The sequence below is a fragment of the Thermodesulfobacteriota bacterium genome (genome assembly GCA_040756475.1).
In the GTDB taxonomy this organism is placed as follows: Bacteria; Desulfobacterota; Deferrisomatia; order Deferrisomatales; family JACRMM01; genus JBFLZB01.
This window is the reverse complement of sequence record JBFLZB010000076.1, coordinates 1-21,494: the sequence shown is the minus strand read 5'-3', so window position 1 is coordinate 21,494 and position 21,494 is coordinate 1. Positions and strand designations below refer to the sequence as shown.

Here is a 21,494-nt window from a genome sequence, read left to right as displayed (position 1 = left end):
CACGCTCCTGCTGGGGGTGGGTACGGCCTGGCTCGCGACGGTGTGCCGGTTTCCGGGCCAGCGGGTGTTCCAGTGGGCGCTCCTGCTCCCCATGGCGATGCCCGCCTACATCATCGCCTACACCTACACGGGGCTCCTGGACTTCGCCGGGCCGGTGCAGTCGGCCCTGCGGGGGTGGTTCGGGTGGGGGTATGGGGACTACTGGTTCCCCCCGGTGCGATCCCTGGGGGGCGCCGTCGCCATGCTCGCCCTGGTGCTCTACCCCTACGTGTACCTCCTGTCGCGGACGGCATTCCAGGAGCAGTCAGTGGCCGCCCTCGAGGCCAGCCGCACCCTGGGCTGCGGCCCCTGGCGGTCGTTCTTCGCGGTGGCCCTGCCCCTGGCGCGCCCCGCCATCGCCGCGGGCCTCTCCCTCGCCCTCATGGAGGCCCTGGCCGACTTCGGTACGGTGCAGTACTTCGGCGTCAACACCTTCACCACCGGGATCTTCCGCACCTGGTTCGGGTTGGGGGAGCGGGCTGCCGCGGCCCAGCTCGCTGCCCTCCTGATGGCCTTCGTGCTCGCCCTCGTCGTTCTGGAGCGCCTCTCCCGGCGCCGGGCCCGCTACCACCACGCGGGCCAGCGACAGCAAGCCGGGGCGGGCTACCTTCTGGGGGGGTGGCGGGCGGCGGCGGCCTTCGGCGCGTGCGCCCTGCCGGTGTTCTTCGGCTTCCTCCTCCCCGCGGGCCAGCTCGGGGTGTGGGCGTTTCGCACCTGGCGCCACACGGTGGACGGGGCGTTCCTGCAGCTCGCGCGAAACAGCCTGGCCCTCGCGGCCGGCGCGGCTGTCCTCACCCTGGCGCTCGCCGTCTTCCTCGCCTACGGGAAGCGCCTGCGCCCCTCCCGGGCCGTGGCAGCCTCCGTGCAGGCGGCAGGGATGGGGTACGCCGTACCCGGCCTCGTGATCGCCGTGGGCGTGATCATCCCCTTCGCGTGGGTCGACCACGCGGTCGACGCCTGGATGCGCGGCGCCTTCGGGATCTCGACGGGGCTCCTCTTGAGCGGCACCCTGGCGGCGGTGGTCTTCGCCTACGTGGTGCGGTTCCTGGCGGTCTCGCTCCACACCGTGGACGCCGGCCTCGGCAAGGTGCGCCCCTCCATGGACGACGCAGCCCGATCCCTGGGGCTCTCGCCCGCCGCGGTGCTCGGGCGGGTACACCTGCCGCTCCTGCGGGGGAGCCTCCTCACCGCCCTGCTCCTGGTCTTCGTGGACGTGCTCAAGGAGCTCCCGGCCACCCTGATCCTGCGCCCCTTCAACTTCAACACGCTCGCGGTGCGCGCCTTCGAGCTCGCCTCCGACGAGCTCCTGGCCGAGTCGGCCGCCGCGGCCCTCGCCATCGTGCTGACCGGCCTCCTCCCCGTGATCCTCATCAGCCGGTCGATCCGAAAGAGCCGGCCGGGGGAGAGCCCGGCAGCGGGGGTGACGTGACGCCCCCCCGGGCGCCGTGCCCCTCGCCCCCCACCGGGGAGCCGACCGCTGACAGCCCTCAACGCGAGGCTGCGCCTCGCGAGGAGCTTCCCATGCTGCTCGAAGTGCGCGACGCCGTCGTCTCCTACGGGGGTCCCCCCGTGGTCCGGGGCGTGAGCCTGGGCCTGCGGGCCGGCGCCATCGGGTGCCTGCTCGGCCCGAGCGGCTGCGGCAAGACCACCCTCCTTCGGGCCATCGCCGGGTTCGAGCCCCTCCAGGGGGGCGAGATCCTCCTCCACGGCCGTGCCGTGAGCCGGCCGGACCTCCTGGTACGGCCGGAGCGGCGGCGGGTGGGCATGGTCTTCCAGGACCTCGCCCTCTTCCCCCACCTCACTGTGGCAAGGAACGTGGCGTTTGGCCTGCGGTCCCTCCACCGCCCCGCCCGGAGCCGCCGGGTGGAGGACCTCCTGTCCCTGGTGGGGCTGGAGGAGCGGGGGGACGCCTACCCCCACCAGCTCTCCGGAGGCCAGCAGCAGCGGGTGGCCCTAGCCCGGGCCATGGCCCCGCGCCCGGACCTCCTGCTGCTCGACGAGCCCTTCTCGAGCCTGGACGTGGAGCTCCGGGACAAGCTCGCGCGGGAGGTGCGGGAGATTCTCAACAAAGACGGCCTCACGGCGCTCCTGGTGACCCACCACCAGTTCGAGGCGTTCGCCATGGCCGACGAGATCGGGGTGCTCCACGCCGGGAGGCTGTGCCAGTGGGATACGGGCTACGGCCTCTACCACCGCCCGGCGGACCGCTTCGTGGCCGACTTCATCGGGGAGGGGACGATGCTCCCGGGCACCGTGGGGGAAGGGGGAAACGTGGCCACCGAGCTCGGGACGATCCACGGGCACGTGCCGCCCGGCTGCGGACCCGGGTGCAAGGTGGAGGTCCTCTTCCGCCCCGACGACCTCCTCCACGACGACGCGGGCCCCGCCTTCGCCGAGGTTGTCGCGAAGGCCTTCCGCGGAGCCGAGTTCCTCTACACCTTGCGGCTCCCCAGCGGGGCCGAGGTGCTGTGCCTCGCCCCCAGCCACCACGACCACCCGGTGGGCCGCCGCCTGGGCCTCAAGGTGGCCGTGGACGAGCTCGTGGCGTTTCCGGTGTGACCGCTTCCCGTGCCTGGAAGCCGCTGGAGTCGAACCGTGCGGAAGTACTTCGGCCGGTTCGTGGTCCGCCTCGCCGCCGAGGACCACCGGCGGGTCCACCTGGCGGCGAACAAGGCGGGGGGGAGCCGGTGCTGCCCAGGATCCACCACCCAATCTCTGGGGCGGGGTCCGGGAGTCCTGGAGCGCAGCCCCGTGCCGCCTCGACCGAACCGCCAGCAGCGAGGCCGAAAGCGGTGAGGCTCGGCGCGCCGGCTCCCTCGGCTACGCTGCCTCCGAACACCGCGGATTACGGGGCGGAGCGCAAGGGCTCCCGGACCCCGCTTGCCACCCAGGTGGTGGATCCTGGCTGCCCAGAGCCGTTGCCCCCGGGGCGCCTCTTCGCTAGCATGCCCCCGCAGACTGCTGAAAAAGCAGCCTGCGGGGGCGCTCCAGGATCCCGCCCCACGCGACTACCCCACCTCCCCACCCCGCCACCGCACCCCCCGCACCTCCTCCAAGGGACTCCACAGCGCGCGCAACTGGGCCGCGAGGCGCTCCCGGTCGCCGGTGGTGGCAAAGCTCGTCCGCCCCCCGGCCTCGGCGTCCCGGCGGAGCCCGAGCTCCTCGAGCCGGCGGCGCACCTGCCGGGCCACGGCGGGGGCGGGGTCCACGAGCTCCACGCCGGGGCCGCACACCTCGCGGATCGCGGCAAGGGCGAGGGGGTAGTGGGTGCACCCCATGACCAGGGCGTCGATGCCTTCGGCCAGGAGCGGCGCCACGGCCTCCTCCACCAGGGCCCGGAGACGGGGCCCTCCCGTCTCGCCCGCCTCCACCGCCTCCACGAGGCCGGGGCAGGTCCGGGTGAGCACCCGCACCCCCTGGGCGAACCGCTCCACCACGCTGCAGAAGGGCCGGCCCTGGAGGGTGCCGGGGGTGGCGAGCACCCCGATGACACCGGAGCGGCTCGCCCGGGCGGCGGGCTTCACCGCGGGCTCCATGCCCACGAAGGGCACGCAGGGGAAGGTCTCGCGCAGGTGGTGCAGGGCCGCGGCGCAGGCGGTGTTGCAGGCCACCACCACGAGCTTGGCGCCCTGGGCCAGAAGGAACCGGGCCGCCCCCTCGCAGAGCCCGCGCACCTCTTCCGGGGCCCGGGGGCCGTAGGGCACGTGGGCCTGGTCCGCCAGGTAGAGGAGATCCTCCCCGGGCAAGAGGCGGTGCACCTCCCGGAGGACCGAGAGGCCTCCGACTCCCGAGTCGAACACGGCCACGGGGCGAGACGGCACGGCGTCGCCCTACCCCGCCCCGGGCGCGGCGTCGGGGAAGAGCTTCATCTCCCACTCCTGGAGGGCCTTGATCTCGTCGCGGAGTCGGGCGGCCTCCTCGAACTCCAGGGAAGACGCCGCTTCCAGCATCTTCCGGCGCAGGCGCTCGATCTCCCGCTCGGCCTCGGCCGGCGTGCGGAAGGGGGCTTCCTCCTCGGCCGCCAGGGGGACGGTGACGTAGTCCATCTCGTAGACCGAGGAGAGGACGTCGTCGATGCGCTTCTTCACCGACTCGGGGGTGATGCCGTGCTCCCGGTTGTAGGCGAGCTGGATCTCGCGCCGGCGGCCACACTCGTCCACCGCCCGCCGGATCGAGCCCGTGACCTGGTCCGCGTACAGGATCACCCTGCCCCCCAGGTTGCGGGCCGCCCGTCCGGAAGTCTGGATGAGGCTCGTCTCGCTGCGCAGAAACCCCTCCTTATCTGCGTCGAGGATGGCCATGAGGGAGACCTCGGGGATGTCGAGCCCCTCGCGCAGCAGGTTGATCCCGATGAGCACGTCGTGGGTGCCCTGCCGGAGCTCGCGGATGATCTTCACCCGCTCCAGGGTGTCGATGTCGGAGTGGAGGTAGCAGGTCTTCACCCCGAGCTCGGCGTAGTACCGGGTCAGGTCTTCGGCCATGCGCTTGGTGAGCGTGGTCACGAGCACCCGCTCGCCCCGCTCGGCGGTGGCGCGGATCTCCTCCAGGAGGTCGTCCACCTGGGTGCGCGCCGGGCGGATCTCCATGTGCGGGTCCACCAGCCCGGTGGGCCGGATGATCTGCTCCACGATCTCGCCCCCGGCCTTCTCCAACTCGTAGCGCGACGGGGTGGCCGAGACGTAGAGGGCCTGGGTTACCCGCTTCTCGAACTCGTCGAAGCGAAGGGGCCGGTTGTCGAGCGCCGAGGGGAGCCGGAAGCCGAACTCCACCAGGGTCTCCTTGCGGGAGCGGTCCCCCCGGTACATGCCCCCCACCTGGGGCAGCGTCACGTGGCTCTCGTCCACCACCAGGAGGAAGTCCTCGGGGAAGTAATCCAGCAGCGTGGGCGGGGGTTCCCCCGGGGCCCGCCCCGTTAGGTGGCGGGAGTAGTTCTCGATGCCGGTGCAAAAGCCCATTTCTTCCAGCATCTCTATGTCGAAGAGGGTACGCTGCTCCAGCCGCTGGGCCTCCACGAGCCTGCCCTGGGCCTTGAGCCCGGCCAGACGCTCCCCCAGCTCCACCTGGATCGTCCCGATGGCCCGGTCCAGGGTCTCCTTGGGGGTCACGTAGTGGGAGGCGGGGGGCACCAGCACGCTCTTCATCCTCCCCAGGCGCCGGCCCCGCAGGGGATCGACAAGCGAGATCTGCTCCACCTCGTCGCCGAAGAGCTCCACCCGGATGGCGTGCTCGTCCTCGTAGGCCGGGAAGATCTCCACCACGTCGCCCCGCACCCGGAAGGTGCCCCGGTGGAAATCCAGGTCGTTACGCTGGTACTGGAGGTCCACGAGCTTGCGGAGCACCGCGTCCCGGTCCACCGTGAGACCCTCTTCCAGGTAGAGGATCATCTCCCGGTAGGCCTCCGGGTCCCCCAGCCCGTAGATGCACGACACGCTCGCCACGATCAGCACGTCGCGCCGGGTGAGCAGCGCGTGGGTCGCCGCGTGGCGCAGCCGGTCGATGCGGTCGTTGATGGAGGAGTCCTTCTCGATGTAGAGGTCCTGCTGGGGGAGGTAGGCCTCGGGCTGGTAGTAGTCGTAGTAGCTGACGAAGTACTCGACCGCGTTCTGGGGGAAGAGCCCCTTGAACTCGGCAAAGAGCTGGGCCGCCAGGGTCTTGTTGGGGGCGAGCACCAGGGTGGGCCGCTGGGTGCGCGCCACCACGTTGGCCACGGTAAAGGTCTTCCCCGACCCCGTCACCCCCAGGAGCACCTGGTGCGCGCGCCCCTCCTCGATGCCCCGAGTCAGGGCGTCGATGGCCTGGGGCTGGTCGCCGCTGGGGACGAAATCGGTGACGAGGCGGAAGGAACCCATGGGGGGAGATGCTAGGCTACTCGGGCCCGGGCCTCAACGGGGAAGCGAGGGGGCGGTGGCAAACGGGCGTAACCGGTCGAGCGCGGATCCGGTCGGGTTCCTCTGTAGGAGCCGCCTCCTGCTGGCTATGTCGGCCGAAGGCCGACCCTTCTCCCTGCCGCTAGCGCGGCAAGTCGCCTGGGGGAGCAGGCTCCTACACTCGCTTCTCGTTGTCCTTCGGAGAGAGAGCGGCCGGACGGTTGCGCCCGTGGCAGACTACGACAAGGGCCGGGGCCCTGCCCCCCTGCCGCTGCACCGCCGGAAGGTCTTTCCTACGGAGAAGTCAGGATGACCGAGGTGTCGGGCGCGGCTCGCCCGCCAACGACCAGGATGCGCGTCGGGGTCTCGAGCACGTCGATGAGCTGTTCCGTGGTCCCCGGGTCGAGCGCGGTCCAGGTCTGCCCGTCTGGCGATTCCCTTATCAGCCCCAGATCGCCAACCGCGAGGAACCGCGAGCCCGTCCACGTCACGCCGTGGAGCGTCGCCGGAAGGCCGGACACGGTCTGGACCCAGTCCGCCCCGCTCGCGTCCGTAGAGGTCCAGATCTCTCCGGCAGAGCCCACCGCAACTAGGGTCGTTCCGTTCCAGGCTACGTCCCAGAGGGGGGTCGCCAGGGCGACGGGAGTCACGTTCGTCCACGCAACCCCGTCGACCGAGCTGGCGATGGCGGGGTTGTTTCTGCCGCCGACCGCCACGAAATGCGTGCCGGTCCAGGTGATCCCCGTGAGCTGGTCGGCGATCCCGGTGGGAGCCGAGGTCCAGGTGAGGCCGTCGGCGGACCGGATCGCATTGCCCTGGCCAACGGCCACGAACTGCGCCCCGCTCCACGCCACGGCGTCCAGGGTCGAGGTCACGCCGGAGTCTCGAAGGGTCCAGACGAGGCCGTCCAGCGAGGTCAAGACGGGCGCGTTGCCCCCCACCGGCCAGCCGACGGCCACCAAGAGCCCCAAGTCCGGCGACCAGACCACATCTTCCAGGGGAACCGCCGCTCCGGTAAGGGTCGCCTCCCAGGTCCGCGCGTCGGCGGAGGTCGCCACCGTTCCCGCCAGCGCGCTCAATGCCACGAAGCGGCTGCCGGACCAGGCCACGCGCTTCAGCAGCAGAGAAACCGGGGAAGTCCGCTCGTTCCACACCGTCCCGGTGACGTCCGCTACCCGCACCACGACTGTGTCGGTCGCGGGCAGCCCGTGGTCGTCTGTAACGGTGAGCGCGAACTCGAGGAGCTCCCCGGCCGCCCCCACCCCCGGCGCCTCGAAGGACGGGTTCTGCGTATTGTCCCCGATGAGCCCCACCGCCGGCCCCAAGGTCTGGACCCACGCGTAGGACGCGATGGTCCCGTCGGGGTCGGCGCTGGCCGAGCCGTCGAGGACGACGAGGGCCTCCTCGTCCACGTCCTGGTCCGGCCCCGCGTTCGCTACGGGAGGCGCGCGCTCCTCCACGGTGAGGGTGAAGGAGATGCTCGCCTCCGCGGCGCCGTCGCTCGCGGTCACGGTGATCTCGTAGTTGCCGGCGTGGGTGAAGTCCGGGGCGCAGGCGACGACCCCGGAGCCGTTGCCGTTGTCGCTGAGGGTACAGAAGAGGGGGAGGTTCGGCGCCGAGAGAGTGAGGGTATCCCCGTCGGGATCCGAAGCGCTCACCGGGATCTGGAAGACCTCGCCCTCGCCCCTCGTCTGGTTCGCGATGGCCGCCACGGTCGGAGGGTTGTTCGCCGCGGTCACGGCCAACGCGAACGTCGCGCTTCCCGCAGCCGTCCCGTCACTCGCCTCCACGGCGATGTCCGGGTAGTCGCCGGCATCCCCGACGATCGGGTCACAGGCGATCGCCCCCGTGCCGTCCCCGTTGTCGGTCAGGCTGCAAAACCCGGGCAGGTTCCCCGCAGTGAGCGTGAGCGTGTTCCCATCGGGATCCACTGCGTTCAAAGGGATCGCCAGGGTCCGCCCCTCCTCCACGACCTGGTCTGCAATCGGTTCGAGCTCGGGGGGGCGGTTTACGTCGTTTACCGTGAGCACGAACGTGGTGCTGACCGTCGACGTCCCGTCACTGGCTTCCACGGCGATGCCCGGGTACTCCCCCGCGTGTTCGAAATCGGGGGCGCAGGCGACCCGGCCCGTGCCGTCGCCGTTGTCGGTGAACACGCAGAACTCGGGGAGGTTCACGGCCTCGAGGACGAGGTCGTCGCCGTCCGCATCCGACGCGACAACCGCGATCTCGAGGACCTGCCCCTCGTCAACGACCTGGTCCCCTACCACTTCGAGGACGGGGGGACGGTTGCCCACGTCGACCGTCAGCGTGAACCCCGCGCTTCCCGTCGTCGTCCCGTCACTGGCCTGCACGCTGAGATTCGGATAGGTACCGGCGTCGCCGAACCCCGGGGTACAGGCGATGGCGCCCGCGCCGTTCCCGTTGTCGGTGAGAGTACAGAAGGCCGGAAGGTTCGGGGCCGAGAGGGTGATCGCATCCCCGTCGGGGTCCGCTGCGCTGACGGGAATCGAGAGCGTTTGTCCCTCCGCCACCGTCTGTGCGGCGACGGCGGCCACCGTGGGCGCGCGGTTGCCGCCGCCCCAGAGGCTCCCCACGTCCGTGTCCCCGCATGCACCCAGGCCCAGGACCGCGCCGAGCAGAGCACCCAACCCGATTCCCCTGCGAACGAAGCTGCGCATCACGGCTCTCCCCTACCACTCGTACCAGTGCCAGCCCACCAGGGCGCTCACCTGGAGGCCTCCGGCGTTGGCGCTCTTTGCCCCGAGATCCACGTTCACCAGGCTGTACCGGGCGTCGATCCCGAGGTTGAGCCAGTCCCAGAAGGTCCAGTAGAGGCCGCCCCCCGCCCAGCCGCCGAATCCGGAATCCTTTTCGGTTCCAGTAGCTCCGCCCCGGGTCAGGTCCGCCTCGACCCGCGCGTAGGACCCGCCGCCGTTGAGGTAGAGGCGCGGCAGCCTGCGGGGGTACCAGATCTTGCGCAGGCCCGCCTGGAACTCCCAGGTGGTGCTCTCCACCTTCACCCCGGCAGAGGACTCCTCGTCTGAGGACCGCCAGAGCGTGCCCACCAGGCCTAGCCCCCACAGCCAGCCCTCGGCCGTGTAGTCGAGCTCCAGCCCCACCTGGCGCTGCTCGTCCACGGGGGCCCAGTCGGAATCGTCGAGGATGCGCAACCCCCCGAGGACGTTCAGGTTCAGGGCCTGGTAGAAGTCGCCCCCGCCGCCGATCGTGCGGTTCCAGTTCTCCGCCGCGGCGGGTGTGGACCAAACGGCCAGTGCGGCGAGCATCATCCAGGCCGCCCCCGCTCCCCCTTTCCATCCTCGAGCTCGACGCATCCGTTCCGCCTCCTCGCCCACTCCGCGGGTTGGATCCATGGACCTTGTTGCGAGATCTGCCGGTCGCCCCGGCGGGGCGCCCCTTCGGAGCCGCCCTGTGCTCCGACCGGTCCCACGAAGCGACCGCCGTTCGATATCACGGCGTAAAGGCACGGGTCAAGCGGGGCCGCGCCGCCGCGAAGGATCGCGCAGTCCTGCCGTGCCGCCGCCTCCCTCACGCCGGCAACTGGGCCTTCGGGTAGGACCCCAGCACCTTGACGAACAGGCAGCGGGCGCGCAGGTCATCCAGGGCGCGGCCCACCTCGGGGTCGGCCACGTGGCCGTCGCAGTCCACGAAGAAGACGTACTCCCAGGCCTTCTGCTTCATGGGGCGCGACTCGATCTTGGTGAGGTTCACGCCGTTGTCGTAGAAGGCCTGGAGCATGCGGTAGAGGGCGCCCGCCTCGTCGCGCACGGCAAACAGCACGGAGGTCTTGTCCCGGCCGCTCCGGTCGGGGATCTCGCGGCCCACCACGAGGAACCGGGTGTAGTTGTTGGGGTGATCCTCGATGCGGGCCTCCACGGGGCGCAGGCCGTAGAGGTTCCCCGCCAGCTCCCCGGCCACGGCGGCGGCCTGGGGGTCCTCGGCGGCGATCTTGGCCGCCTGGGCCGTGGAGGAGGCGTCGAGGACCGGGGTGTCGGGGAAGTTCTCCTCGAGCCACCGGCGGCACTGGGCCAGGGCCTGGGGGTGGGAGTAGATGCGGCCCACGTCCTCGCGCCGGCCGCTCTGGCTGAGCAGGTTGTGGGTCACCCGGAGCATGACCTCGGCCACGATCTTGAGCTCCGAGTTGAGGAACATGTCGAGGGTGTAGCTCACCACCCCCTCGGTGGTGTTTTCGATGGGGATGACCCCGTAGGGCGCCTTGCCCTTCTCCACCACGTCGAAGACCTCGGCGATGGTGCGCACCGGGCGGTACTGGGCGGAGAGCCCGAACTGTTTGAGGCACGCCTGGTGGGTGAAGGTGGCCGGCGGACCCAGGTAGGCGACGCTGAGGGGATGCTCCAGGGAGAGGGAAGCGGAGATGATCTCCTTCCACACGGGCCGGATGGCCGCGCTGGGGAAGGGGCCCGTGTTTGCCTCCTCGAGGCGGCGCACCAGGTCTTCCTCGCGCCCCGGGGCGTAGAAGGCGGCGCCCTGTTCCTTCTTGACCTCCCCCACGCCCAGGGCCAGCCGGGCCCTCTCGTTGAGGAGCCGCAGGAGCTCAGCGTCGACCCGGTCGATGGCGCTGCGAAGCTCTTGCAGTTGTGCCCTTGGATCGCTGGGTCTTCCCATCGGACGCCCTTCTCTTGTCGGGCAGACCGGCTGCGCCGGCACGCTCCGTTCGTTTGCCGCCGCGCCTCGTCCCGGCACCCTTGGGCGCCTGGGGCGGATCGCCGCGCCGCAGGGCCTCCACCTCGTCGGGCTTGAGGTAGCGCCAGGCGCCCTCGGCCAGCCCGTCAGCAGTGATCGGGCCCACCGACACCCGAACCAGCTCCACCACGTGACCCCCCAGGGCCTGCACCATGCGCCGGATCTGGCGCTTGCGGCCCTCCACGAGCCCCATGCGAAAACGCACGCCGCTCGCGGTGGGCCGAGCTCCCCAGACCCGCGCCGGCGCCGTCGGGCCGTCTTCGAGCTCCACGCCCGAGGACAACCGGGCCAGGGCTTCGTCGCCCAGGTCGCCGGCGGCCGTGACCTCGTAGACCTTCTCCGCCTGGCGGCTGGGGTGGAGGAGCTCGTGGGCCAGCTCGCCGTCGTTGGTGAGCAGCAGCACGCCACGGGAATCGCGGTCCAGCCGCCCCACCGGGTAGACGCGGCCGCGCACCCGGCCCAGGAGCTCCATGACCGTGCGCTCGGCGTGGGGGTCGCGCACCGTGGTGACGTACCCGGCCGGCTTGTTGAGAACGACCACGAACCGCCGCTCCTCCTCGGGGAGGGGCTGCCCGTCCACCTCGATGCGGTCGGCCCCGGGGTCGGCCTTGGCGCCGAGCTCCCGCACCACCTCGCCGTTCACGCGCACGCGGCCGGCGGCGATCCACCCCTCGGCCTCCCGCCGGGAGCACAGGCCGCGGCCGGCCAGGATCTTCTGGAGTCTTTCAGGTGTCAAGGCGTTCTCCGTCCAACGATCCACAGCCTGGGTGACAAGCGGGGTCCGGGAGCCCTTGCGCTCCGGCCGGCTCCGCCTGCCCCTCTCCCCGCGCCGCCAGGAGGTCCTCGATGTCCTTGAGGTTGGGCAGCTCCCCGAGAGACGACAGGCCAAAGGCCTCCAGGAACTTCCGGGTCGTACCGTAGAGGAGCGGCCGGCCGGGCACGTCCTTCTTGCCCAGGATGCGGGCGAGACCCCGGTCGAGGAGCAGTTTGAGCACGCCGCCGCAGTCGACCCCGCGCACCTCTTCGAGCTCGGCCCGGGTCACGGGCTGGCGGTAGGCCACGATGGCCAGGGTCTCCAGGGCCGCCCGGGAGAAGCGAACCGCCCGGGGCGCCTCGAGGCGCGCGAGCCAGGGCGCCAGCTCGGGGCGGGTGCGCAGCTGGTACCCGCCCGCCACCTCGCGAAGCTCGACCCCCCGCCCCGCGCACCGGGCCTCGAGCTCTCCCAGGGCGTCCCGCACCCGGTCCGGCTCCACCCCGTCGGGGGCGAAGACCTCCGCCAGACGCGACAGGGGCAGGGGCTCGGGGGACGCGAAGAGCAGCGCCTCGACGGCCCGGACGAGGGTCTCCGGGTCCACCCTCAGAGCCCGTGAAACAATTCGCTGCGCGACCGGATTGCTTCGCTGCGCATTCCCTCACTCCTCGCCTGTCTACTGAAAATGTCTCGTCGTTCGCTCATGCGCGCCTGGCAGTCCGGTCTGCTCGCGAAGATTCCTGCACAGGCTCTCCGTCCTCCCCGGGCACGGCGTACACGCGGATCTCCCCGAAGGGGACCGCCTGCACCACCCGGATGGCCCGCAGCCGCACCAGCTCCAGGAGGGCGAGGAAGGTGGCCACCACCCGGCTCCGGGAGGGCCGCGCGGGGAAGAGCTCCGGAAAGCTCAGGCCCATCCCCGCAGGCAGGCCCTGGAAGCGGTCGAGCACCTCCTGGATGGCCTCCTGGATCGAGACCCGCTGGCGCACCACCTCGTGGACGAAGTCCTCGGAGGCCGTCTCCAGAAGACCCTTGAAGGCCAGGAGGAGCTGGTAGAGATCGAGCTCCAGGGGGGCCTCGGGGAGCTCGAGCTCGTCGAGCTCCGCCGCCCGCCAGGTGCGGGCGAAGACGTCGCGGCCGAGCTGGGGGCGGTCTCCGAGCTGCAAGGCCGCCTCGCGCATCCGCTCGTACTCCACGAGCCGGCGCACGAGCTCCGCCCGGGGGTCTTCGCCCTCCTCCTCGGCCGGCTCCTCCGGAACGGGCAGGAGCATGCGCGACTTGATCTCCGCCAGGGTGGCCGCCATCACGAGGAACTCGCCGGCGAGGTCCAGGTCGAGCTCCCGGATCACCTCAAGCGCCCCCAGGTACTCTTCGAGGATGCGGGCGATGGGGATGTCGTAGATGTCGTACCGGTGCCTGCGAATCAGGTGCAACAAGAGGTCCAGCGGCCCCTCGAACCCCTCGAGACGCACCTTGTAGGTCTGCCCTTCCCCGAAGAGGATGCCCTCCGCCGGGGCAGGGCTGGCCATCACCCGCCCAGGAACGCCCGCGCCGCCACGCGAAGCGCGGGGTAGAGGGTGCGGTCGAGGGCGCCGGAAAAGACCACGAGGAGCAGGAGCACCATCCCGTAGCGCTCCAGCCGGTACACCGCCGCCGCGGCCCCGCCCGGCAGCACCCCCGCGAGGATGCGGCTCCCGTCCAGGGGCGGGATGGGCATGAGGTTGAAGAGCGCGAGGCCCAAGTTGACGATCACTCCGGCCCGGGCCACGGAGACCAGGAAGAGCCAGACGTCCACGGGGAGCCCGAGGCGCACGCCCGCCCCCACCGCCGACGCGAGCAGGTGGTACGCAAGGGCAAACGCCCCCGCCAGCACCAAGTTGGCCGCGGGCCCGGCCAGGGCGACCCACAGCATCCCCTGGCGGGGCCTGCGGAAATACGAGGGGTTCACCGGCACGGGTTTGGCCCAGCCGATCATGCGGGTGAGCACGAAAACCAGCGTCCCCACCGCGTCGAGGTGGGCCAGGGGGTTCAGCGTCAGCCGCCCCGCGCGGCGGGGCGTCGGATCCCCGAGCCGGTCCGCCGCATACGCGTGAGCCGCCTCATGAAGCGTCAATGCCAGGAGCAGGGGAACCGCGACGATCACCACCTGGCGGAGCAGGGGCCAGAGCTCGGGCATGGGGGGAGGTCTCCGGGGCACGCGTTGGTCTCGGACGGTAGCAGAGGAAGGGCATAGGGTCAAGGAAATCACGCACTTCCGAAGCGTTGGGGTGCTCCAGACCCCCGTACGGACGGGCGCGCCGGAGCGAGAGGGGATGGGGGCTGCCTCGCCCCACCCCCGGACCAGGGGCTTTCCGGACCCCAGCGGCAGAACCTTTCCGCGGCGCGCCGATTCTGCTACCTTCACGCAGCAGCGCCAACCCCGAGACGCCCCGGAAGACACCCCAGATCGCAGGAGAAACACCCCCATGGCAGGGCACAGCAAATGGGCGAACATCAAGCACCGAAAGGGCCGTGAAGATGCGCGCAGGGGCAAGGCCTTCGCCAAGGTGGCCAAACAGATCACCGTAGCGGCGAAGCTCGGCGGAGGGGACCCGGAGATGAACCCTCGGCTGCGCCTCGCCATGGACAAGGCCCGCGACGTCAACATGCCCAAGGACAACGTGGAGCGGGCGATCCGCAAGGGCACCGGCGAGGGCGCTTCGGACACCTACGAAGAGGCCTCCTACGAGGGGTACGGACCCGGGGGCGCGGCGGTGCTGGTGGAGGTGCTCACCGACAACCGCAACCGCACGGTGGCCGAGGTGCGCCACGCCTTCAGCAAGAACAAGGGGAACCTGGGCGAGAACGGGTGCGTCTCGTGGCTCTTCGAGGCCCGAGGCTACCTGGAGGTGCCCCGGGAAGGCGTTCCCGAGGACCGGATCATGGAGGCGGCCCTGGAGGCGGGGGCCCTGGACGTGAGCGACGGCGGCGAAGTCTGGGAGGTGATCACCGAGCCCGACGCCCTCCACGCGGTCCGGGAGGTGCTTTCCGCGGCGGGGCTCGCCGTGCACTCGGCCGACCTCACCAGGGTGCCCAAGACCACGGTGCGGGTGGAGGGCAAGGAAGCCGAGCAGCTTCTGCGGCTCATCGAGATGCTGGAAGACAGCGACGATGTGCAGCACGTGTACGCCAACTTCGACATCGACGAAGCGGAGATGGAACGTCTGGCGGCCGCCGGATGAGTCCGTGATCCGGGTGCTGGGCATCGACCCCGGGTCGCGCACCACCGGCTACGGGGTGGTGGAGATGCGGGGCAACCGCCTGGCCCACGTGGCCCACGGAGCCATCTCCGGGGGCCGCGACGACGCCCTGGGCCCGCGGCTGGCTGCCATCTACCGGGGGCTCCGGGAGGTCCTGGAGACCTATCGGCCCCAGGAGATGAGCGTGGAAGGGATCTTCCACGCCCGAAACGCCCAGTCGGCCCTCAAGCTGGGTCATGCCCGGGGAGTGGTGCTGCTCACGGCGGAGCTCACGGAGGTACCGGTGGCCGAGTACACACCCATGCAGGTCAAGTCGGCCGTGGTCGGGTACGGCAGGGCCGACAAGCGCCAGGTACAGGACATGGTGCGCCGCCTCCTCACCCTGCCCGAAGTCGTGGGAACGGACGCTTCCGACGCCCTGGCGGTCGCCATCTGCCATCTCCAGACCCGCCGCACGGTACAGGCCTATGCGGCCCGGCGGGCGGGCGCGCCGTGATCGCGAGCCTCGCCGGCCGCGTGGAGCGCTCGTCCCCGGGCGAGGTCGTGGTGGACGTGGGGGGCGTCGGGTACCGGGTCCACGTGCCCCTCTCGACCTACGCAGCGCTGCCCGGGGTAGGCCGGGACTGCCGCCTGCGGGTCCTCACCGCGGTTCGCGAAGACGAGATCCGCCTCTACGGCTTTGCCACCGCCGAGGAGGAAGAGCTCTTCGGGCTCCTCCAGGGGGTCACGGGGGTGGGGCCCAAGCTGGCCCTCAAGGTCCTCTCGGGGGTGAGCGTCCCGAACCTGCGATCCGCCCTGGCCCACGCCGACATGGGCGTACTCACCTCGGTGCCGGGCGTCGGAAAGCGGTTGGCCGAACGGCTGGTGGTGGAGCTGCGCGACAAGGTGGGGCCCGCGTTCGCCTCCGCGGCCGCCGAACCCGCCGAAGGCCGCGTCGACGCCGAGGCTCTGGAAGCGCTCGCGGCCCTGGGCTACCCCCCCAAGGTGGCTCGCCGCGCCCTGGAGAGCGCCCGCAAGGCCGGGGCGATGACACTGGAAGACCTGGTGCGCGAGGCCCTGCGGGGCCTGGCGGGGAAGCGCGCGTAGCCTGTGATGACCGCGGCCGCCAACGATCCCATCCGTGCGGTGGAGCCGGAGCGCCTGGAGGAAGACGTCTTTGCGGGGAACCTCCTGCGCCCCCCCAGCCTCGACGACTACGTGGGCCAGGAGCGCCTGCGGGCAAACCTGCGGGTCTTCATCGAGGCGGCCCGCCGTCGGGGCGAGCCCCTGGACCACGTGCTCCTGAGCGGCCCCCCGGGGCTCGGGAAGACGACGCTGGGCTACATCATCGCCCACGAGATGGGGGTCAACATCGAGACCACCTCCGGGCCCATCCTGGAGCGCCCCGGGGACCTGGCGGCCATCCTGACCAACCTGAAGAAGGGCGACGTCCTCTTCATCGACGAGATCCACCGGCTCAGCCCCGTGGTGGAGGAGGTCCTCTACCCCGCCATGGAGGACTTCCAGCTCGACATCCTCATCGGGCAGGGCCCCAGCGCCCGCTCCATCAAGATCGACCTGCCCCACTTCACCCTGGTGGGCGCCACCACCCGCTCGGGCCTGCTCACCGCGCCGCTTCGGGACCGGTTCGGGGTGGTGAGCCGCCTGGAGTACTACACGCCCGAAGAGCTCCAGGTGATCGTGCGGCGCTCCGCCCGAATCCTCGACGTTCGGCTGGCCGACGACGGCGCGTGGGAGATCGCCCGCCGGAGCCGCGGCACTCCCCGCATCGCCAACCGGCTTCTCCGGCGCGTGCGGGATTTCGCCGAGGTGCGCCACGGTGGCGTGGTGGACCGGGCCATCGCCGACCAGGCCCTGGTGGCCCTGGACGTGGACGGGGCCGGGCTCGACCGGATGGACCGGCGCATTCTCTCGACCATCGTCGAGAACTTCCGGGGGGGGCCGGTGGGCATCGACACCCTCTCGGCGTCGGTGAGCGAGCAGAAGGACACCATCGAGGACGTGTACGAACCCTACCTCATCCAGCAGGGGTACCTGGTCCGCACGGCCCGCGGGCGCATGGCCACCGAAGCCGCGTACCGGCACCTGGGGCTCGCGGTTCCAGCCCAGGGGCAGGGGAGGCTCTTTTGAGGACCTCGCGCCCGTGGACCCCGGTGCTGGCCGTGGGGCTCCTGGCAGCCTCGGCAGTCACGGGAATGGGCGCGGGAGGCCCCCCTCCCGGCCACAAGCAGCACTTCGCGGGGCAGTGGTTCCATGCCCCCGTGGCCGACGACGAATGCACCGTGTGCCACACGCTGCACGGGGAGGGGGTCAAGCCGTTCCTCCAGCTCCCCGAGCCGGAGCTCTGTTACCAGTGCCACGAGAACATGGGGGCCCAGGACGTGGTGCACGAGCCCGTGGATACGGGGAGGTGCAGCGACTGTCACCTGGTCCACACGAGCGACGTGCGGCCCCTCCTCAAGGCCAGGATTCCCCAGCTCTGCATCGCATGCCACCCCCTCGACCCCAACCACGTGGGGCGAAACACCGTGTGCATCTCCTGTCACGGAGTCCACTCGTCCGAGACCTCCCGCTTCCTCAAGGACGATCGGACGCGAAACTGCAAGAAGTGCCACGAAGCCAAGCAGAAGGGCGTCCGCGTCCACGAGCCGGCCCGGGGGGGCAAGTGCCTCACCTGTCACTACACCCACCCCGACCCCCGGTTCACCAGCGAGCGCCTCAGGGGTGCCTTCCCGCGCCAGACCCGCGCCGCCTACACCCCGGGCGTCTACGGCCTGTGCGACCGCTGCCACCTTCCAGATCTCTACCAGGACCCGGGGTACGAGGAGACGGGCTTTCGCACCCGCACGCGAAACCTCCACGAACGCCACGTGGTGCAGCGGCAGGTAGGCTGCGGGGCGTGCCACGACGTGCATACCGCCCGGCGCACCGCCCTCATCGTGGAGTGGGTACGACTGACGGGGGCCAAGCCTGTGCCGCTCCAGTTCCTGAGCTTCAGCACCGGGGGCAGCTGCGGGCCGGCCTGCCACGCCACCGCCACCTACGTGCGGGACGAGGACAAGGCGGAGTTCGGAGGGGATGAGCGATGAGGCGCCGGCCGCCCTTCGGGACCACCGCATCGGCTGCCCTGCTGGCCGCGCTTCTCGCGTTTCTCAGCCTGCCGTCCCCGTCCGGAGCGCAGGAGGGGGTGTACCGGTACCTTGGGGTCAAGTGGTGCCAGGGATGCCACTCGCGCCGCAGTCCCAACCCCAAGATGCGGGTCTTCCATTCCTGGGAGGGCTCGGCCCACGCCCGCGCCTGGGAGCGCCTGCCCGAGAAGGATCGGGAGAACCCCGCCTGCCTGCGCTGCCACTCCACCGGATACGGCATGCCCCGCCGGCCCGACGTGGCCGACGAGGACCTGCGGGGCGTGCAGTGCGAGGCGTGTCACGGGCCCGGCAGCCACTACTTCACCTGGAACGTCATGAAGGACCGGGAGACCTCGCTCGCCCGCGGGATGGTGCTCCCCACCCGGGAGGTGTGCGCCCGGTGCCACTGGTGAGCACCCCGGTGCGGCGCAGGACCCGGCCCCTGCGCCTGGGTGCGGTGACCGTGGGCGGGGATGCCCCCGTGAGCGTCCAGTCCATGTGCTCCACCGACACCCGGGACGCTGCCGCCACCCTGGCACAGATTCGCCGCCTGGAGGCCGCCGGGTGCGAGATCGTGCGGGTGGCGGTGCCCGACGCGGAGTCGGCCGCAGCCCTGGGAACCATCCGGGCCGGAACCCGCCTTCCCCTCGTGGCCGATATCCACTTCGACCATCGCCTGGCCCTGGCGGCCCTGGCAGCCGGCGCCGACGGCCTGCGCCTCAACCCGGGCAACATCGGCGCGCGCTGGAAGGTGGAAGAGGTCGTTCGGGCGGCCCGGGAGCGCAAAGTGCCGATTCGGGTCGGCGTCAACGCGGGAAGTTTGGAGAAGGACCTGCTGGAACGCTTCGGCGGCCCCACCCCCGAGGCCCTGGTGGAGAGCGCACTGGGGCACGTGCGCATCCTGGAGGACCTGGACTATCGAGAGCTCAAGGTGAGCCTCAAGGACTCCAACGTCCCCCGGACCGTGGCGGCCTACCGACTCCTGGCGGAGCGCTGCGACTACCCCTTCCACGTGGGCATCACCGAAGCGGGCACGGTCCTTCGCGGCGCGGTAAAGAGCGCGGTGGGCCTGGGAATCCTCTTCTACCTCGGCCTCGGAGACACGGTTCGGGTGAGCCTCACGGGCGACCCCGAGCCCGAGGTGGGCGTGGCCTACGGCATCCTGGGGGCGCTGGGCCTGCGCCGGCGAGGGGTGGAGCTCATCTCCTGCCCCACCTGCGGCCGCACCCGGGTCGGTCTCGCCGCCCTGGCCGAGGAGGTGGAGCGCCGCTTGGCCGGGGTCTGCGTGCCCCTCACCGTGGCCGTCATGGGCTGCGAGGTCAACGGCCCGGGCGAGGCCCGAGAAGCCGACGTGGGGGTGGCCTGCGGCAGGGGCGTGGGTCTCTTGTTCCGCAAGGGCGAGGTCGTGCGCAAGGTGCCCGAGGCCGAGATCGCCGACGCCCTCGTGGCCGAGGTGGAAGCGGTAGCGGCCGAGGAGGAGAAGTTCCGACCGGCCGAGGCTCCGTCTCCCTAGCCGGCTTCCGGGAGGCCGTGTGCCCCGCGAAGCTCCCCCAGGCGCCGCAGGTGAGCCTTCTCCTCCTCGGCCGTGCGCAGGAAGACCGCCCGAACCCCCTCGTCCCCAACCACCCAGGCCATGCGCAGATACAGATCCAGGGCGTCCGCTTCCAAGGCCAGGGCCAGATCCAGGGCGTCTTCCGGCGTGAGCGGGAAGGTCCCGGTCCGCGCCAGGACCTCATCGGGCGTGAGCCCACCCTCCAGGGCGCGCGGCACGACCGCATGCTCGAAGGCAGACCGGCCCGTGCTCGTGCCGTCCGGGAGGGCCCGGTACGCCTCCCACAGGCGGTCTTCGTGGCGGACCTCGGCCTCCGCCAGGAGCGCGAACAGGCGCCGGCAGGCGGCATCGCTCGACCGGTCGGCCAGATCCTGGTAGAAGCGGCGCGAACCCTCCTCCAGGCCGTAGGCCAGCGCCAGCGCACCGGCCGGCGTCTCCCCTTCCTCCAGGAGCCACATCCCCTGAGCCACCCCGGCCCGAGAGACCAGGCCGTGCCAGGCGTCCATCCCCCCCGCGAGGGAGTATGCCTCGAAGCCGTGGCTCGCCAGCAGCCGCGCAGCCGACCGGCTGCGTCCTCCCGACTTTCAATACGCCAGGACCGGCGCGGCCGGGTCGAGCTCCGCCAAGCGGTCCGGGAGCTCCGGTAGAGGGATCAGGACCGCTCCGGGAAGGTGTCCCGCTTCCACATACTCCCGAGGTTGGCGCACGTCGAGAAGAACGTAGGACCCCTCGGACCGGTCCTCCATCCACCGGCGGGCCTCCTCTGGTTCCAGTGTCTTGACGCCCCGCAGCCGGTCGAGGAATGTCATCGCGCCTTCTCCTCAGGCGTTCGCGGCGCCGCCCCCTCGCCGGAAACCTGGAATCGCCCCATGAAGGAGCGGTCGAGACGGTCCTTCCACCGCAGCGCCCAAGCTCCCCCGGCCGTCCATCGGCCCCAGGTCGCCAGACCGGTCCCGTCCCCGAGATTCAGGATGAGCAGGTAGCGTTTCTGGGGCCGAAAGGGCTCCAGGGGCCGCCCCTCGAGGGCGGCCCGAATATTTCGAAACAAGACCCGCCCCTCCCGCACCGCGTACACCCCCACCCGGGGCAGGGGCTTGGGCCCGAACCGGACACAGTCTCCCCCCCCGAAGACCTCCGGGTGCTTGGGGCTCCGGAGGAATGCATCCACCAGCAGACCGCCGTCGGGGCCCACCGGCAGCTCCGAGAGCCGGAAGAGCTCGTGGGGCACGATTCCCACCGTGAGCACCGCCACGTCGTACGAAAGAGTCTCCCCCGACGCCGCCCGAGCCTTTCCCTGCCCCAGGGACCTCGCCTTCCGCCCGGTACGCACGGCGACCCCCCGGCCCTCCAGTGATCTGCGGGCGCGGTCTGCCGCCCGGCGGGGAAGCGCCGGAAGCAATCGGTCCCCGGCCTCCCACAGGGTCACGTCGACCCGCACCTCCTCCGCGCGGCCGAGGCGCCACAGGTTGCCTGCCAACTCCACGCCGGCCGGCCCTCCCCCCAGGATCAGCACCCGGAACGGCTCCCCCCGCCGCCCCGCCAGCACGCGCGCCCGAAGCTCCAGCATATTCTCGATGGGCTTGACCGGGATCGCCTCCCCGTCCGCGCCGGAAATGCGCTCCAGCGGCACCCGGCTCCCGGTGTTGAAGGACACCCAATCGTAGGAGAGCTCCGCTCCCCCCGCCAGCCGAAGCACGCGGGCAGCGGCATCCACGCCGACCACCCGGTCCTCCACGAACGCGCAGCCGCCCGCCGCCGCGAGCGCCTCCACGTCCACCCGGGCATCCTCGGGTCGATACAGCCCGGAGAGGAGTCCCGGCCCCATCCCCGAGTAATAGTGGTGACGGTGCGGGGCCACCAGCGTCACCTCAGCCCCCCGCGCCACGAGCTCACCCGCCCGCTTGAGGCCGTAGAGGTGCGCATGGCCGCCCCCTACGAAGACGATCCTCTTCCTGCCCTCGGACCCGCTCACCTCAACCTCCCCGGCCTCCCCCGGCCACCGGCACCCTACCCCCCCCCGGCAGGATTTCAAGGCCGCGCGCCCAACTCCCCGGTTCCCGGACGAGAAAACGCCCCCGGGCGGGGAGACCTCCGCGGGGGCGTCTTTGGCAACAAGATCGGCGGCGACCTACTCTCCCACCCGGTTACCCGGGCAGTACCATCGGCGCGGGGGGGCGTAACGGCCGTGTGCGG

At 71.3% G+C, this 21,494-nt stretch carries 22 protein-coding genes; 10 read left to right on the top strand and 12 right to left on the bottom strand.

Features of this window, described 5'->3' with window-relative positions; translation table 11 throughout:
• The 3 genes from AB1578_12330 to AB1578_12320 all read left to right on the top strand — a co-directional run.
• Positions 1–1,468, top strand: a 1,468-nt coding sequence (locus AB1578_12330) for an iron ABC transporter permease (GenBank protein ID MEW6488684.1), incomplete at its 5' end; no start/stop codon positions are given.
• A gap of 92 nt (positions 1,469–1,560) precedes the next feature.
• Complete coding sequence (locus AB1578_12325; GenBank protein ID MEW6488683.1) at positions 1,561–2,598, top strand: ABC transporter ATP-binding protein; 1,038 nt, start codon at positions 1,561–1,563, stop codon at positions 2,596–2,598.
• Between the two features lie 36 nt (positions 2,599–2,634).
• The gene (locus AB1578_12320) at positions 2,635–2,835 is read left to right on the top strand and encodes a toxin-antitoxin system HicB family antitoxin (protein ID MEW6488682.1); all 201 of its coding nucleotides are present in this window, start codon (positions 2,635–2,637) and stop codon (positions 2,833–2,835) included.
• 212 nt (positions 2,836–3,047) lie between these two features.
• Here the strand turns inward: AB1578_12320 and murI are convergent, their stop codons facing one another.
• The 9 genes from murI to AB1578_12275 form a co-directional block, all read right to left on the bottom strand.
• Positions 3,048–3,860, bottom strand: a complete 813-nt coding sequence (gene murI / locus AB1578_12315; GenBank protein MEW6488681.1) for a glutamate racemase — start codon at positions 3,858–3,860, stop codon at positions 3,048–3,050.
• A 9-nt stretch (positions 3,861–3,869) separates the two neighbouring features.
• On the bottom strand, positions 3,870–5,888 hold the full coding sequence (uvrB, locus tag AB1578_12310; protein MEW6488680.1) for an excinuclease ABC subunit UvrB: 2,019 nt from the start codon (positions 5,886–5,888) through the stop codon (positions 3,870–3,872).
• A 311-nt stretch (positions 5,889–6,199) separates the two neighbouring features.
• Positions 6,200–8,587, bottom strand: a complete 2,388-nt coding sequence (locus tag AB1578_12305) for a putative Ig domain-containing protein (GenBank protein MEW6488679.1) — start codon at positions 8,585–8,587, stop codon at positions 6,200–6,202.
• A 12-nt stretch (positions 8,588–8,599) separates the two neighbouring features.
• Entirely contained in the window at positions 8,600–9,241 is a 642-nt protein-coding gene (locus AB1578_12300; protein ID MEW6488678.1) for an outer membrane beta-barrel protein, read from the bottom strand.
• 214 nt (positions 9,242–9,455) lie between these two features.
• Positions 9,456–10,553 carry a prephenate dehydratase gene (gene pheA / locus AB1578_12295; GenBank protein ID MEW6488677.1) on the bottom strand — a complete coding sequence of 366 codons (1,098 nt, stop codon included), beginning with the start codon at positions 10,551–10,553 and terminating at the stop codon, positions 9,456–9,458.
• The gene (locus tag AB1578_12290; GenBank protein ID MEW6488676.1) at positions 10,483–11,367 is read right to left on the bottom strand and encodes a pseudouridine synthase; all 885 of its coding nucleotides are present in this window, start codon (positions 11,365–11,367) and stop codon (positions 10,483–10,485) included. Before AB1578_12290 ends, pheA begins: the two co-directional genes overlap by 71 nt.
• Positions 11,357–11,986 (bottom strand): SMC-Scp complex subunit ScpB, encoded by a 630-nt coding sequence (gene scpB, locus AB1578_12285; protein MEW6488675.1) that lies wholly within the window; start codon positions 11,984–11,986, stop codon positions 11,357–11,359. Before scpB ends, AB1578_12290 begins: the two co-directional genes overlap by 11 nt.
• Positions 11,987–12,083: 97 nt before the next feature.
• Positions 12,084–12,911, bottom strand: coding sequence for a segregation/condensation protein A (locus tag AB1578_12280; GenBank protein ID MEW6488674.1), 828 nt, complete (start codon positions 12,909–12,911; stop codon positions 12,084–12,086).
• Positions 12,911–13,558, bottom strand: coding sequence for a site-2 protease family protein (locus tag AB1578_12275; protein ID MEW6488673.1), 648 nt, complete (start codon positions 13,556–13,558; stop codon positions 12,911–12,913). The genes AB1578_12280 and AB1578_12275 overlap by 1 nt, the downstream gene beginning before the upstream one ends.
• 289 nt (positions 13,559–13,847) lie before the next feature.
• Here AB1578_12275 and AB1578_12270 point away from each other — a divergent pair, with 289 nt between their 5' ends.
• From AB1578_12270 to ispG, 7 genes are read left to right on the top strand one after another with little or no spacing between them, the layout of a single operon-like run.
• Positions 13,848–14,603, top strand: coding sequence for a YebC/PmpR family DNA-binding transcriptional regulator (locus AB1578_12270; protein MEW6488672.1), 756 nt, complete (start codon positions 13,848–13,850; stop codon positions 14,601–14,603).
• Between the two features lie 7 nt (positions 14,604–14,610).
• Positions 14,611–15,117: a crossover junction endodeoxyribonuclease RuvC gene (gene ruvC, locus AB1578_12265; GenBank protein ID MEW6488671.1), complete on the top strand. Its 507-nt coding sequence runs from the start codon at positions 14,611–14,613 to the stop codon at positions 15,115–15,117.
• Positions 15,114–15,707, top strand: a complete 594-nt coding sequence (ruvA, locus tag AB1578_12260; protein MEW6488670.1) for a Holliday junction branch migration protein RuvA — start codon at positions 15,114–15,116, stop codon at positions 15,705–15,707. The genes ruvC and ruvA overlap by 4 nt, the downstream gene beginning before the upstream one ends.
• A 6-nt stretch (positions 15,708–15,713) precedes the next feature.
• On the top strand, positions 15,714–16,751 hold the full coding sequence (ruvB, locus tag AB1578_12255) for a Holliday junction branch migration DNA helicase RuvB (protein MEW6488669.1): 1,038 nt from the start codon (positions 15,714–15,716) through the stop codon (positions 16,749–16,751).
• The gene (locus tag AB1578_12250; GenBank protein MEW6488668.1) at positions 16,748–17,710 is read left to right on the top strand and encodes a cytochrome c3 family protein; all 963 of its coding nucleotides are present in this window, start codon (positions 16,748–16,750) and stop codon (positions 17,708–17,710) included. The genes ruvB and AB1578_12250 overlap by 4 nt, the downstream gene beginning before the upstream one ends.
• On the top strand, positions 17,707–18,162 hold the full coding sequence (locus tag AB1578_12245) for a multiheme c-type cytochrome (GenBank protein MEW6488667.1): 456 nt from the start codon (positions 17,707–17,709) through the stop codon (positions 18,160–18,162). Before AB1578_12250 ends, AB1578_12245 begins: the two co-directional genes overlap by 4 nt.
• Positions 18,163–18,170: 8 nt before the next feature.
• Positions 18,171–19,262, top strand: coding sequence for a flavodoxin-dependent (E)-4-hydroxy-3-methylbut-2-enyl-diphosphate synthase (ispG, locus tag AB1578_12240; GenBank protein MEW6488666.1), 1,092 nt, complete (start codon positions 18,171–18,173; stop codon positions 19,260–19,262).
• On the opposite strand, the gene AB1578_12235 is transcribed toward ispG, so the two are convergent.
• The 3 genes from AB1578_12235 to AB1578_12225 form a co-directional block, all read right to left on the bottom strand.
• Complete coding sequence (locus AB1578_12235) at positions 19,259–19,807, bottom strand: ferritin family protein (GenBank protein ID MEW6488665.1); 549 nt, start codon at positions 19,805–19,807, stop codon at positions 19,259–19,261. The genes ispG and AB1578_12235 overlap by 4 nt on opposite strands.
• Positions 19,808–19,885: 78 nt before the next feature.
• The gene (locus AB1578_12230; protein ID MEW6488664.1) at positions 19,886–20,110 is read right to left on the bottom strand and encodes a rhodanese-like domain-containing protein; all 225 of its coding nucleotides are present in this window, start codon (positions 20,108–20,110) and stop codon (positions 19,886–19,888) included.
• The gene (locus AB1578_12225) at positions 20,107–21,273 is read right to left on the bottom strand and encodes an FAD-dependent oxidoreductase (protein ID MEW6488663.1); all 1,167 of its coding nucleotides are present in this window, start codon (positions 21,271–21,273) and stop codon (positions 20,107–20,109) included. Before AB1578_12225 ends, AB1578_12230 begins: the two co-directional genes overlap by 4 nt.
• Positions 21,274–21,494 lie beyond the last annotated feature (221 nt).

Coding starts and splice junctions, on each gene's coding strand:
- AB1578_12325 (MEW6488683.1), top strand. CDS start 1,561: ATGCTGCTCGAAGTGCGCGACGCCGTCGTCTCCTACGGGGGTCCCCCC.
- uvrB (MEW6488680.1), bottom strand. CDS start 5,888: ATGGGTTCCTTCCGCCTCGTCACCGATTTCGTCCCCAGCGGCGACCAG.
- AB1578_12305 (MEW6488679.1), bottom strand. CDS start 8,587: ATGCGCAGCTTCGTTCGCAGGGGAATCGGGTTGGGTGCTCTGCTCGGC.
- AB1578_12300 (MEW6488678.1), bottom strand. CDS start 9,241: ATGCGTCGAGCTCGAGGATGGAAAGGGGGAGCGGGGGCGGCCTGGATG.
- pheA (MEW6488677.1), bottom strand. CDS start 10,553: ATGGGAAGACCCAGCGATCCAAGGGCACAACTGCAAGAGCTTCGCAGC.
- AB1578_12280 (MEW6488674.1), bottom strand. CDS start 12,911: ATGGCCAGCCCTGCCCCGGCGGAGGGCATCCTCTTCGGGGAAGGGCAG.
- AB1578_12275 (MEW6488673.1), bottom strand. CDS start 13,558: ATGCCCGAGCTCTGGCCCCTGCTCCGCCAGGTGGTGATCGTCGCGGTT.
- AB1578_12270 (MEW6488672.1), top strand. CDS start 13,848: ATGGCAGGGCACAGCAAATGGGCGAACATCAAGCACCGAAAGGGCCGT.
- ruvB (MEW6488669.1), top strand. CDS start 15,714: ATGACCGCGGCCGCCAACGATCCCATCCGTGCGGTGGAGCCGGAGCGC.
- AB1578_12245 (MEW6488667.1), top strand. CDS start 17,707: ATGAGGCGCCGGCCGCCCTTCGGGACCACCGCATCGGCTGCCCTGCTG.
- AB1578_12235 (MEW6488665.1), bottom strand. CDS start 19,807: ATGGACGCCTGGCACGGCCTGGTCTCTCGGGCCGGGGTGGCTCAGGGG.
- AB1578_12230 (MEW6488664.1), bottom strand. CDS start 20,110: ATGACATTCCTCGACCGGCTGCGGGGCGTCAAGACACTGGAACCAGAG.